The 11,924-nt window shown below is 44.9% G+C and carries 15 protein-coding genes; 1 reads left to right on the top strand and 14 read right to left on the bottom strand.

Going from position 1 to position 11,924, the window contains the following annotated elements; all coding sequences use genetic code 11:
• Positions 1-34 precede the first annotated feature (34 nt).
• From secE to pbp2a, 3 genes are read right to left on the bottom strand one after another with little or no spacing between them, the layout of a single operon-like run.
• Positions 35-214, bottom strand: a complete 180-nt coding sequence (gene secE, locus A0765_RS09435) for a preprotein translocase subunit SecE (RefSeq protein WP_005592084.1) — start codon at positions 212-214, stop codon at positions 35-37.
• Positions 215-223: 9 nt separating this feature from the next.
• Entirely contained in the window at positions 224-376 is a 153-nt protein-coding gene (gene rpmG / locus A0765_RS10060) for a 50S ribosomal protein L33 (RefSeq protein WP_015605910.1), read from the bottom strand.
• 60 nt (positions 377-436) lie between these two features.
• The gene (gene pbp2a, locus A0765_RS09430) at positions 437-2,659 is read right to left on the bottom strand and encodes a penicillin-binding protein PBP2A (protein ID WP_062006305.1); all 2,223 of its coding nucleotides are present in this window, start codon (positions 2,657-2,659) and stop codon (positions 437-439) included.
• A gap of 151 nt (positions 2,660-2,810) precedes the next feature.
• On the opposite strand from pbp2a, the gene A0765_RS09425 reads away from it, so the two are divergent.
• Entirely contained in the window at positions 2,811-3,698 is an 888-nt protein-coding gene (locus tag A0765_RS09425; RefSeq protein ID WP_062006302.1) for an RluA family pseudouridine synthase, read from the top strand.
• Positions 3,699-4,013: 315 nt separating this feature from the next.
• Here the strand turns inward: A0765_RS09425 and A0765_RS09420 are convergent, their stop codons facing one another.
• The 11 genes from A0765_RS09420 to A0765_RS09370 form a co-directional block, all read right to left on the bottom strand.
• Positions 4,014-5,207: an acetate kinase gene (locus tag A0765_RS09420; RefSeq protein WP_062006300.1), complete on the bottom strand. Its 1,194-nt coding sequence runs from the start codon at positions 5,205-5,207 to the stop codon at positions 4,014-4,016.
• Between the two features lie 35 nt (positions 5,208-5,242).
• Complete coding sequence (locus A0765_RS09415) at positions 5,243-6,208, bottom strand: class I SAM-dependent methyltransferase (protein ID WP_062006297.1); 966 nt, start codon at positions 6,206-6,208, stop codon at positions 5,243-5,245.
• Between the two features lie 80 nt (positions 6,209-6,288).
• Entirely contained in the window at positions 6,289-6,687 is a 399-nt protein-coding gene (comGG, locus tag A0765_RS09410) for a competence type IV pilus minor pilin ComGG (RefSeq protein ID WP_062006295.1), read from the bottom strand.
• Entirely contained in the window at positions 6,668-7,105 is a 438-nt protein-coding gene (gene comGF / locus A0765_RS09405; RefSeq protein ID WP_062006293.1) for a competence type IV pilus minor pilin ComGF, read from the bottom strand. Before comGF ends, comGG begins: the two co-directional genes overlap by 20 nt.
• Positions 7,089-7,382 carry a competence type IV pilus minor pilin ComGE gene (gene comGE / locus A0765_RS09400; RefSeq protein ID WP_179856161.1) on the bottom strand — a complete coding sequence of 98 codons (294 nt, stop codon included), beginning with the start codon at positions 7,380-7,382 and terminating at the stop codon, positions 7,089-7,091. The genes comGF and comGE overlap by 17 nt, the downstream gene beginning before the upstream one ends.
• Positions 7,348-7,782: a competence type IV pilus minor pilin ComGD gene (gene comGD, locus A0765_RS09395; protein ID WP_062006289.1), complete on the bottom strand. Its 435-nt coding sequence runs from the start codon at positions 7,780-7,782 to the stop codon at positions 7,348-7,350. The genes comGE and comGD overlap by 35 nt, the downstream gene beginning before the upstream one ends.
• Positions 7,742-8,059, bottom strand: coding sequence for a competence type IV pilus major pilin ComGC (comGC, locus tag A0765_RS09390; RefSeq protein WP_048791611.1), 318 nt, complete (start codon positions 8,057-8,059; stop codon positions 7,742-7,744). The genes comGD and comGC overlap by 41 nt, the downstream gene beginning before the upstream one ends.
• On the bottom strand, positions 8,056-9,072 hold the full coding sequence (gene comGB, locus A0765_RS09385; RefSeq protein ID WP_062006288.1) for a competence type IV pilus assembly protein ComGB: 1,017 nt from the start codon (positions 9,070-9,072) through the stop codon (positions 8,056-8,058). Before comGB ends, comGC begins: the two co-directional genes overlap by 4 nt.
• Positions 9,020-9,961 (bottom strand): competence type IV pilus ATPase ComGA, encoded by a 942-nt coding sequence (gene comGA, locus A0765_RS09380; protein ID WP_062006287.1) that lies wholly within the window; start codon positions 9,959-9,961, stop codon positions 9,020-9,022. The genes comGB and comGA overlap by 53 nt, the downstream gene beginning before the upstream one ends.
• Before the next feature lie 85 nt (positions 9,962-10,046).
• Positions 10,047-10,418 (bottom strand): DUF1033 family protein, encoded by a 372-nt coding sequence (locus A0765_RS09375; RefSeq protein ID WP_062006286.1) that lies wholly within the window; start codon positions 10,416-10,418, stop codon positions 10,047-10,049.
• 134 nt (positions 10,419-10,552) lie between these two features.
• A complete protein-coding gene (locus A0765_RS09370; protein ID WP_062006285.1) occupies positions 10,553-11,821 on the bottom strand; it encodes a CapA family protein in 1,269 nt (422 codons plus the stop codon).
• Between the last annotated feature and the right edge of the window lie 103 nt (positions 11,822-11,924).

Genomic DNA, 11,924 nt, shown 5'->3' with positions numbered 1-11,924 from the left:
AGAGGCTAGGACTTTTGTCCCAGCCTCATCTTTCTTATGAAAACATGTTGATTATGCGGAAGAGACCGCTGGCAACTACCTTATCAAAAATATAGATGACAACAGCAAAGAATGCTGTGTATTCCATTACGGAAAGGAAATCAGTCCATCTTTCTTTACGGGTAGGCCAAGTTGTATCTCGTAGCAAAACGAAAACATCTTTAATGAATTTCACAACTATCTCCTATCTGGTTTCTTTATGCAGTGTATATTTACTGCAGTGTTTACAATATTTATTCACTTCTAGACGCGTAGGTTTTGGAGTGCTACTAAGTTTGATTGAGTAATTTCGTGACCCACAAACTGTACACGCTAGACTCGCTTTTTTTAATGCCATGACGCCTCCATTCCCCTTATTATAGCAGTTTTCTACTTCTTTGACAAGCTGTTTAGACGATTAATGGAACCAGCCAGTAATAGTATCCCAGAGATTTTTGGCTTTTTCAGTAATCCCAGACTCATCGATAGCTTTCTTGGCATCATCTACCAGGTTTTGGGCCCGCTCCTGGACATCTTTCAGGAAGTCTTTATTTTCACTAGTCGTATTCGTTTGACCAGTACCGTAGGTATCGACTGGGGAAATTCCATTTTCAGCATAAGCATTTTTCTCGCCCGAGAAGGAGGTTCCTTCCGTATAAGGCAAGATGGTGTTGGCTACATTACGGAAAATAGCCGAAGCTTCATTGGCACTTGTGCCAGTCAGATAGTGAGTTTCATCCGTCTTAGGGAAGCCTAGCCATTGGCTGATAACCACATCTGGTGTGTAGCCGATGACCCACTGGTCTCCTGACAAATCAGGGTTAAAGTCAGTCTCTGTCGTTCCTGTCTTTCCAGCCATTGTATAGCCATACGGAGCTGCATAGACTCCCGTCCCGTTTGAGAAGGTTCCCAACATCATACTGGTCATCTTTTCTGTGGTTGAGCGATTGAGAACGCGGGTAGAAGTCTGCCGGTGGGTTTTGACAACCTGACCACTAGCATTTTCTATCTTGGTGATAAGATGGGCATCATTCATAACTCCATCATTCGCAAAGACTGAATAGGCTTGGGCCATCTGAAGTGGATTGGTCGTCACGCCACTTCCCAGAGCCACACCTAGATTCTGTTCTACCTTATCCATATTAAGCCCAAACTTTTTGCCGTATTCAAAGGCCTTGTTCACGCCTAATTCATCCACTGTTGAAACCGCGGGAATATTGAGGGATTCAGCCAAGGCTTGATACATTGGAACCGTCGGTGAACTTTGGATATTGCCATAGTTATTGACCTTATAGTCACCAAAAACTGTCCGACTATTATCTAGTTCCTTATCCGTTGACCAGCCGGCTGCTATAGCTGGGCTGTAGGCTACCAAAGGCTTGATGGTCGAACCTGGACTGCGAGCAGACTGAGTCGCATAGTTGAAAGTCCGAAAAGCAGAGCCATCAGCACTGTTGACACGGCCAACCAGGGCCCGAACACCACCCGTCTTAGGATCTAGCGCTACGCTTCCTGACTCGGCCCGCGTCCCGTCTTCAGCCAGTGGGAAGAGATCGACATTGCTATAAATAACCTGCATGCTGGCTTGGTAATTTTGGTCCAATTCGGTGTAAATCCGATAGCCATTGTTGACGATTTCTTCTTCCGTCAGACCGTAATCATTGACCGCTTCATTGATAACCGCATCAAAATAAGATGGGTAGCGATAGTCTTCTGACTTGCCTTCGTAGGCATCGACTAGCTGACCTCCAATACCAACTGTCGCGGCCTGATCCGCCGTTGCCTGATCAATATAACCTGCCGCCACCATATTTTGAAGAACGGTGTCACGACGGTTGGTCGCATTCTCAATCGAATACAAGGGATTATATAGCTCTGGTCCTTTGAGCATACCGGCTAGAACCGCTGATTGATCCAGGCTAAGCTGACTGGCAGATACACCAAAGTATTTCTTGCTGGCATCTTCTACGCCCCAAACCCCATTTCCAAAATAAGAATTGTTGAGGTACATGGTCAGGATTTCCTGCTTGCTGTATTTTTTGTTAATCTCTAAAGCTAGGAAAAATTCCTTAGCCTTGCGCTCAATAGTCTGATCTTGAGAGAGATAGGCATTCTTAGCCAACTGCTGCGTGATAGTCGAGCCACCACCCGAACGCCCCGCAGTCAAAATAGCTAGAAAGAAGCGACTGTAGTTAATCCCGCCATTCTTATAAAAGGATCGGTCTTCTGTCGCAATCACAGCGTTCTGCAAATCCTGACTAATCGCATCCAATTCGACATAGGTTCCTTTTTGCCCAGACAAGCTGCCCGCTTCGTTTCCATCCTTATCATAGATCAAAGTCGTAGCTTTCAGAGCATTCTGCAAGTCTTTGACATTGGTCGTCTTAGCTACATAAAAAAGATAGCCACCAACCACCAGACCAAAGGTCAAGCCGAGAATCAAGAATATCTTGGTTAGATGAAACCTGCGCCAAAAGCGACGGAAAGGATGTTGAGACAAGGGCTTCTTCCGATTCTTACCAGAGCGGCTATAACTAGGCTCAGACGTCTCGCCTTCCAGCTCCTCAGCAACCTTCTTCGCAGGCTGATCCGTTTTAAACATATTGACTAATTTTTCAAATATATCATTTAATTTCTTCATAAAACATATTTTATCACCTTATCCATGCAGACACAAGGCACGACTCCGCTACTTGCTACTCCTTTTAGCTTTCTTTAAGGAAATAGCAGGGCTCCTTTCCTCTTTCCAACGAAGCATTTCCAAATGGGCTAGTTTTTGCTACAATGAAAACATGAAATTTACTATTACCATCCCCGCAAGCCTGCCTCCGATGACCGTCAAACAACTGCTAGAAGAGCAGCTGCTCATCCCACGAAAGATTCGTCACTTTCTCCGAACCAAGAAACACATTTTAGTTAACGGTGAGTCCATCCATTGGCAAACTTTGGTCAAGCCTGGTGACAACATCCAACTGACCTTTGACAAAGAGGATTATCCAGAAAAAGAACTCCCCGCTGGCCAGCCTCATCTGGTCGAGGAGCTCTACCAGGACGAGCATCTCATCATCGTCAACAAGCCTAACGGCATGAAAAGCCACGGCAATGAGCCGACAGAAGTCGCTCTGCTCAACCATGTGTCAAGCTATGTCGGACAGACCTGCTATGTCGTCCACCGACTGGACAAAGAAACCAGCGGCGCTATCCTGTTTGCTAAAAATCCCTTTGTCCTCCCCATTCTCAACCGCCTCTTGGAAAACAAAAAAATCGCCCGCGAATATTGGGCCCTTGCTCAAGGAAAATTTCCCAGCAAAACTATCGTCTACAAAGATAAAATCGGACGCGATCGCCATGACCGACGGAAACGCCTCGTTGATCCGAAAAAGGGACTCTACGCTGAAACTCATGTAACCCGACTCAAGGACTTTGGAAATACGACTCTGGTCAAATGTCAATTGAAAACCGGACGGACTCATCAAATCCGCGTCCATCTCGCCCATCACGGCCATCCCATTATCGGCGACCCCCTCTACCATCCTCACCCCCAAGGTCGCCTCATGCTCCATGCCCACCGCTTGACATTGACTCATCCATTTACCCTAGAAACCATCAGCGTGGAAGCACCGTCAGAGAGTTTTGAAGCAGAAATCAAACGGCACAAAAGCAAGGCTAAAAAAGGATAGCTTGCCTGATTTCCGAGGCTCCAAGGCTAGCACTCCACATCGACAACTAGCCACAATTCTTTCAAAAAACAGATTTTCCCCAAAAAGACGATTTCCTACCAGAAATCGTCTTTTTCTTCTCCTCTAGCTAGCAACATAGCACGCCAGATACAAACAAGCGCCTATTCGTTCTTTAGAGATCATCTGCCTTATGCCAAATTGCTCCCCAGTCCATCTTTGACTACTAGCACCTCCACCTCGTTTTGAATCATCCTATCTGACCAAAGAATAATCACAAAGTCACAAGAAAAAGCTCAGCTAGGCCGAGCTTTTTGATTATTGATTTTTAAAACGTTCTACATCACGCGCAATGACTAACTCTTCATCTGTCGGAATAACCAGAACTCTGACTTTAGCAGCTTCTGTTGAAATATCTCCTGTGGCACCAAAGAAATTCTTCTCTGGATCGACATCGCAGCCAAACCAAGAAATTCCTTCGATAACCATGCTACGGATAGTCACAGAGTTTTCACCGATACCAGCTGTAAAGATAATGGCATCTGCTCCATTTAAAACAGCTAAATACTGACCAATGTATTTTTGAATGCGATCCACAAAAATTTCATTTGCCAATAGTGCCTTTTCATCACCCGCACGCATAGCTTCATGAATATCGCGCATATCACTTGATTTCTCTGAAACGCCCAACAGTCCAGATTCACGGTTCAGAATTCGACTGATATCTTCTGGCGTGTTAAAGTCATCTGTATGTTGCATCAAGTATGGAATAATTGCTGGATCGATGTCACCCGTACGTGTTCCCATCATAACTCCACCAAGGGGAGTGAAGCCCATAGAAGTATCCACTGAGCACCCCTTATCGACTGCTGTGATAGAAGCACCGTTTCCGATATGACAAGTGATGAGTTTCAATTCTTCAATCGGTTTACCCAAAAGTTTTGCAGCTTCGTGGGCTACATACTCATGGCTGGTTCCATGTGCTCCATATTTACGGACCTTATTTTCAGTGTAGTACTTAGTTGGCAATGGATAGCGATAAGCTTTTTCTGGCATGGTTGTGTGGAAAGATGTATCAAAAACAGCCACACTAGTGATGTCTGGAAGAAGTTCCTTGAAAGCACGGATACCGTCAGCATTGGCAGGATTGTGCAAAGGAGCTAGCAGAGACAACTCTTCAATCTTTTTCAACACATCGTCAGTCACAAGGGCTGATTCTTTGAAATACTCGCCTCCAGCTACGACACGGTGCCCAACACCTGTGATTTCATCGTAAGATTGAATAATTTCAAATCGTTTCAAATCGTCCAATAAAATTTTCACAGCTTGTGTATGATCAGCAATATCTAAGGTTTGGCGTTCAGAACGACCATCAAATTTAACCGTAGAGATTGAGTCCTTGAGACCAATCCGCTCAATCAAACCTTTAGCCAACACCTTTTCTTCTGGCATTGAATAAAGTTGCCATTTTACACTCGAACTTCCAGCATTGATAGAAATAGTTTTTGACATCTCGTCACCTCTTTAAGCGTTTTCAAACTATTATATCAAAAATTTGTTTGAATTTCACTAACTTTAACCCAGTTTTGAAAACTTTCACGAAACTTTAAGATTTCATCCTGACTTTGCAAGTCCTGCAAAGGGTAGATAAACGGCTGGATATCTGATTCGCCTTGTTTTCTCAGGACAAATATCGTCTTAGCATTCTGTCGGCTCGCGAAAATCTTCTCTGGTAGGGAAATCATTGCCAAGAGCTGGGCACTAGAAAGCAGCCATTTTTTCAGCAGATGACTTTGAGGGCTCGTCAGCAGATTATTTGGCGCGAGAAAGATAGCATAGCCCCCCGGTTTCAAATATTTTAACGATTGCTCCATCAAGAGATGATGGGCGTAAGTATGCTCGTCTGGACTGGCAACCTCATAACGAGCCGCCACGGCATCATCTGGATAATAGCCCACTGGCAAATCACTGACAATCAAGTCGCTTTCTTTCAGAACCTGAGGCCGCACCGCATCTCCTTGAGCAAAGCGTGCCTTAGAATTCATAACTTCGGCAATGCTGGCAGATAAATCAATCAGCAAGTCATCAATTTCTAGGCCTAGATAATCCATATTCTTTTGTGTGTGGTTGAGCAGAGTCTCCGCCAAATTGCCTGTCCCACTGCCGATCTCCAGCAAATCAACTCTCTCGTCTTGAGCCAACTGGTCAATCAAAAAACTCAGCAAGAAGCCGACCGAATCCGGTGTGAACTGATGATTGGCTTGAAGCGGCTCTGTCTGAGAAGCCTTCATAAAAATAAACTGATAGGCCCGCCGCCACTCTTCCTTGGTCAAATGCAGGGCACGAAGCTTGTCATTATTTTTCAGAATTTCTTGTAAGTCTGTATCTCCATCCAGATAAATCCCATTTTGCTCAATCAAGGCATCATAGAAATTAGTTCCCAGCGCATTTTGGATATTTTGCACATTTTCTAAAAGCAGGTGAAAAGCTCGTTCTATTTTTTCAAATTTCATGGCATCCTCCGTTGTCTTATGATACCAAAAAGAAGCCCTCTTTCCAAGGGCTATCGGATTACAAATCTTTTACATTTATATTAGTCGCTTCTCTTGTCAGTTGAAGGAGAGGACTCTTTACTTTCTTTGGCATTTTTGGAGTCTTTGCCATCTTTAGCCTTCTTCTCTGGCTCCTTTTTGCTCTCAAAATAGAAAGAATAGCTCTTCTGATTGGCGAGTTGGCTACTGACCTCCAGCATATTTCCCTGCCTGCGATAATGGGTACTCCCTTTGTCAAAGGCTAATTGCCCGCTCTCCTCTGTGGCAGTCTCCTTGGTCAAAACAGCTAAGGCATAGGCTTCTGTCCGCTCCCAATTGGCTTGAAAGAGACGCTGATTGACTACCTGCCGATTCAGATAAAATTGCAAGAGCAAGCTAAATACCGCTGCCATAAAGAGGGCATAAAGCAAGATGCCTGCCTTAACTTTTATCTTGGACACGATAGATGTACTCTCTTTCTAAATTATTTTCAAACCGGAAGCGAAAGCGAACAAGGTCCCCCTCCTGACTGATCGGAGCAGCCTTGAGCCCATAGACCATGGGCTGATAGCCACGTCCCGAAGCATCCGTCTTGCGGAAATCATCACTCCGAGATTTGCCCAAAGCTATATTTTTGCCATCCTGTTTGACATAGATTTTGTCGTTTTCGACTCGGTCAAATTGGCTGCGCGATAGCTCCGTCTCCAACTGATCGACAAATAAGAGCCATTCCTGCTGCTTATTTTCCTGTTGATGTCGCAGTTCAAAAGCCAGAAGCTTGGTCATCGACTGAAAGACCAACATACCACCGCTCAAGACTAGCAGGGCGACTAGAGTCTCTAAAAGTGTAAAAGCTTTGATTTTAACGTTTTTTAACACTGAGCACCTTCTCTTCTTGGTGATAGACTGTTAATTGCTGGTCGGTCTTGATCTGGCGGACTGTAATGCCGTTAACCGTCAGATTTTCCTGTCCCGTCTGCATGGCCATCCGAGCAACCCGCAACACTTCCTCCTCCTGCAATAAGCGAATCTGCTCCTGCCGCGACTGACTAATCTGGCCAAGCAGGAGGCTGGCAATAGCCGCAAAAACCGCCATTGCCACCAAGGCCTCCAGCAAAATGCTAGCCTTCATTCGTCGTCTTTTTAAATTTTCCATTGCCCATATAAAGCTGGTAAACAACCTTTTTATCCTCCGTTTGAAAAACAATCTTGCTGAGCGAAGAATTCCCGCCAGCCTGATCAAACTGAATGGTCTGAGGAGCATGTTCCTGCAAAGTCTTGGGAAATTCTACTTGCTGATAGCCGTTGGAGATATTGCGCTCCGAAATGGTCAATTTGATCTTTTCATGTCCAGCCATACTTAGCTTTTGGCTCTCCTGATAAAGATGCTCAAATTCCATGAAAAACAGCTGCTCCTGTACTTGATTGAAACCAGCCTGGACAGAGCCAGATAAACCTAATAAAATGAAACTGACCACAAATAAAGCCAGGAGACTTTCTAACAGCGTAAAAGCCTTAATCCGCAACTGCACGAACTTCACTGCTGTTTTTTCCATAGTAAGCCTTATAGGATGCCACCTGCTTATCGGTAATCCGACCATCGGCAACTAATTTTCCTAGAGTAGCTTTTTCATTAACATTCTTCAATTCATAAAGCTCAGCTTGACTTTCCACGACCTTGACTACAGCCGCGTTGCCCGTATCTGACACAGCATCCTTCTGCTTAGTCAAATTCGGAACAAACAAGAGCATCAAGACACTGATGATTAAAAGGACGACTAACATTTCCACCAAAGTAAAGGCTTTAACCTTCAAAGTTTTTAATTTTTTCATAATTGAATCTCCATATTCTGATAAATTGGCAGCAACATGGCTGCATAAAGTAAAACGATCACGAGGGCGACAAAGACGAAGACGAGAGGCTGAATCAAATTCATGGCACGATTGATTCTCAGGAAAAACTCTTCCCAAGTCTTTTCGGCATATAGTTCCAATTCGTCACCCAACTTGGACTTGACCTCGCCGTATTCGATGATTAAGGCTAACTCTTTCTTAAAGAAAGGATAGGTGCCGACCTTCTCGGCATAGCCCTGACCTGCACCTAGAGCCATCTCCAAGTCTCGCCCCAGCTCCTGAAAGAGCTGAGAAGGCTGGTCCTGCATGATGAGAAAGATCTGGCTTAATTCCAGCCCTTGTCCAATCATATTGCCCCATTCACGCGCATAGTAGGCCGTCAGATAGGCCCGCACTAAGGCGCCAACAAAAGGAAACTTAGCCAAACGGCTGAAAAATCTCATCTTAGAGCTCTTGCGATAATAGAGCCAGCCACCGCAAATCAGCAAGCAATTCACCAGAGCGCCTCCCAGAAAGATCTGCGGTAGATAATGAATGAACTGAGTAGCCATATTTTGACTGTCCAACTGGGGCAAGAGATAATTACGCAAGCCCAGCATAATCAGTACCAAAAAACCAAGCAGCATCAGGGGATAAGTCCCCACCTCAATCAATTTCTTACGGACCTTGGATAGATTTTCCAGATAATCCTCGATTTTACCCAAACTAAGATTTAGATTTCCATGCAACTCTGACAAAGATAGCTGGGTGACCACATTATCTGAAAATCCTAAACGCTTCATAATCTGGGAAAATGACTGACCCGCAGCCAAACCCGAACGCATCTCCGCGACATAGGCCTCCTCTAAAAGGGCACTCCGCCGTAGGAAATCAACAATCTCCGCCAAATGAAAACCGCTGGTAAAAAGATTACGAAACAGCTCGATAATCTTCTTTTGCTTAGGCGTAGATAATTTTTTCCGCCTGCCTTTGATCAGCTGTGATATGTCCATCTGCAAAAAGCTGGTCAATCTGCTGGTTCCAGAGATTGGCTTCGTGCTGTTGATAGTCTTGGTTGACAAAGTCGATCACACCTCCTCCCCCGATTAAACGCTGGTAACAAACGCCCTGTAACACCATGCGCAGCTCATCCTCACTGACACCCAGCTCTAGCAGCCGCTCATACACTCCGCGAATGCTCTTAGCATGAATGGTTGAAAAGACCGTGGCCCCTGTCAAACTAGCCCTTACCACCGCACGAGCCGTTTCTTGGTCGCGGATTTCCCCGATAATCAAGAGATCCGGTCGGTGGCGCAGAGATAGCTTGATGAGGCTGTCGTAGGTCATGCCAATCGTTTCATTCAGTTGAAGCTGGAGCATGTTTTCCTGCTTGATTTCCACAGGGTCTTCGATAGACATGACCTGTTGTTGGCCAAATCTCATCTGAGCCAGCTGGTGCATCAGCGTCGTCTTTCCACTGCCAACTGGCCCTGAAAAGAGATAAAGGCCGCGAGAATTGACTTTTTTACGAAGATCAGGCAGATTGTCAAACCAGAAACACAGCTCACGCTCCTCATCGTGTAGGAGCCGAATCACCAAGCTCTCATAGCCGCGGTAATCCCCGACGGTTGACAGACGGAGCGAGACCGTCACATCTCCACAATCATAATCGCAGGAGCCTAACTGGCTGCGCCTCTTCTCTCCGACATTCATGCCTGAGACAAACTTAAAATGGCTGATGACTGACGATAATAAATCAAAATCATAGGTCTGAATGAAGCGCCGCTCATCTCCCACCCGCATATAAAGCTCATAGCAGGAGCTCTTGGGAATCAGATAAATATCTTGGGCCGCTTCCTGCCTGGCCAATTGAATCATTTCCTTTGCAATTTTTTGAACCATAAGTCCTCCTCACCTTACTATTCGCACAAAATGAGAAAAAATAAAAAAAGAATGAAGAAATTTTCTCCATTCTTTGATCTCTATCCTACCTAGCTCGCACTTTAATTTTGCAAATACGGTGTTTTTCAGTAGCATTTTGCTTGCGGTAGCCTGGACGATACTTGCTCTTGGGGATCTTGCTTTCATTTTCTAACAAAAGCAGAGAGTGGTATTGCTGAATATCTTCATTGCACTCCTCACACCAACGTTGATCGGCCGGATCCCAGAAAATCGTCATAAGATCACTGCGGCTTTTATAAAACGGAGATGCTTCAGACATCTCTAGCCAGCGGTGTTTATAGTATTTAAGGGCGGTGTAATAATCATCGAAATACCTTTTTTCAATGATATCATCCTCCCAACCGTCTAAAAACCACCAGGGCTCATAATCGCCATACATTTCTATTACGCTGTACATACCTGTCCCCTTTTGTATCCTATATTATATATAAAATTCTTTGATATTGAAACTATTTTGCTCGTCGGCTCTATAATAGTTCGTTTTTCATCAAAGAAAAGCAAAGAAACAAAAGGAAGTGTCCTTTTCTGTGCTTATTTCCAATTCAGATGCACATGCTCTTTCATTTCCTTATAGGCCGTATCAATCCGATCTTTGGTCGCCTGATCCAGCTGATTGCGATATTTTCCACCCTCGATGAAATCTTCCAAGATCAGAGTTTGATAAGTGTAAAGCGGGTAACCCTCTGGTGAGTAAGTTCCCTTTTCCACACGGCTAACCCAGCTTGGATGTGCCTGAGCTTTTTTGATAATGGTCCCCTTGTCCGTCTTTTCAATGGTAACATCCATCAAGACACCACGCTCGGTCCACTCAGCCGTATCCACACCAGCCATGGTTTCAATCCGCTGATTGGAGATAAAATTCCCCATGGAGTAGATAATCAGCTTCTTCTGACCATCTTTTTCAAGAATTTCTGAAGGCTGCACCACGTGCGGATGCCCACCAAAAATGATGTCCGCTCCCCAGTCTACCATCTTGTGATAGAGCTCGATCTGCTCCTCATTTGGCTCTAGCTGGTATTCGATCCCCGTCTGTGGCATGACTACTGTAATGTCCGCTTCTTTCTCCGCCTGCTTAATCTCCGCCTTCATCTTCTCCTCATCAAAGGTGGATAGGTGATGATCAATCTCCTTCTGACTGAGATTGGACTCCAGGCCATTAAAACCATAGGAGTAAGCCAAAATAGCAATCTTGATACCTTTTACCTCTTTGATCAGGATAGGCGATTTATCCCTGTTTTTGTGAGTATAGACGCCGACTGGGCTAATTCCGTGATCTTCAAAGGCTTTTGCAGTCGTAAAGACTCCCTCAAGCCCTGAGTCTAGGATGTGATTATGGGCCAGATCCACCACTTGGTAGCCGGCATCTTTAATAGCAGGCACAACAGCCTCCGGAGCATTGAAAAGCGGATAGCCTCCCAAAGGATAGTCTGAGCGAATGGTCCCTTCAAAATCCCCCAAGACCAAATCTCCTTGATGAAGCCAGTCCTTGACATAGGTGAAATTTTCCGAAAAATCATAGCTACCATCAGCTTTTTGGGCACTCATATAAAGCCCATCATGGTACAAAAGGTCCCCATTAGCCATAATGCGAACCGTTTTCGAGTCGGTTTTCTTTCCTGATAGCGAGGAGGATTTAGGAGCATCTTTAGCAGCATTCCCACTGCTTCCCTTTGGCATCCCCATGATGCTTTGGAAGAATAAAATGACAGTCGCTGATACAAATACCGCTCCCAGCAGGGCAAGGATAAAGGCACGGTTGCTTAATGCTGCTTGTCGCTTGATTTCAGATCTTTTCTCCATTTTGCCAACCTCCGTATTACTTATATTTTATCATAAATTATCCTCCTAAGGGAATAAAAAAGAGTCTGGGACAAAAGTCCTAGCCTCTCAATTGTCTTTGGAT

Source organism: Streptococcus cristatus (assembly GCF_001588905.1).
GTDB lineage: Bacteria > Bacillota > Bacilli > Lactobacillales > Streptococcaceae > Streptococcus > Streptococcus cristatus_N.
Note: the sequence above shows the minus strand (reverse complement) of the source record. Positions and strands in the feature narration are given on the sequence as shown.

Bases quoted from the DNA above. Each gene is read 5' to 3' on its own strand.
- rpmG (WP_015605910.1), bottom strand. From the start codon at position 376: ATGGCATTAAAAAAAGCGAGTCTAGCGTGTACAGTTTGTGGGTCACGA.
- pbp2a (WP_062006305.1), bottom strand. From the start codon at position 2,659: ATGAAGAAATTAAATGATATATTTGAAAAATTAGTCAATATGTTTAAA.
- A0765_RS09425 (WP_062006302.1), top strand. From the start codon at position 2,811: ATGAAATTTACTATTACCATCCCCGCAAGCCTGCCTCCGATGACCGTC.
- A0765_RS09420 (WP_062006300.1), bottom strand. From the start codon at position 5,207: ATGTCAAAAACTATTTCTATCAATGCTGGAAGTTCGAGTGTAAAATGG.
- A0765_RS09415 (WP_062006297.1), bottom strand. From the start codon at position 6,208: ATGAAATTTGAAAAAATAGAACGAGCTTTTCACCTGCTTTTAGAAAAT.
- comGE (WP_179856161.1), bottom strand. From the start codon at position 7,382: ATGGAAAATTTAAAAAGACGACGAATGAAGGCTAGCATTTTGCTGGAG.
- comGD (WP_062006289.1), bottom strand. From the start codon at position 7,782: ATGGAAAAAACAGCAGTGAAGTTCGTGCAGTTGCGGATTAAGGCTTTT.
- comGC (WP_048791611.1), bottom strand. From the start codon at position 8,059: ATGAAAAAATTAAAAACTTTGAAGGTTAAAGCCTTTACTTTGGTGGAA.
- comGB (WP_062006288.1), bottom strand. From the start codon at position 9,072: ATGGACATATCACAGCTGATCAAAGGCAGGCGGAAAAAATTATCTACG.
- comGA (WP_062006287.1), bottom strand. From the start codon at position 9,961: ATGGTTCAAAAAATTGCAAAGGAAATGATTCAATTGGCCAGGCAGGAA.
- A0765_RS09375 (WP_062006286.1), bottom strand. From the start codon at position 10,418: ATGTACAGCGTAATAGAAATGTATGGCGATTATGAGCCCTGGTGGTTT.
- A0765_RS09370 (WP_062006285.1), bottom strand. From the start codon at position 11,821: ATGGAGAAAAGATCTGAAATCAAGCGACAAGCAGCATTAAGCAACCGT.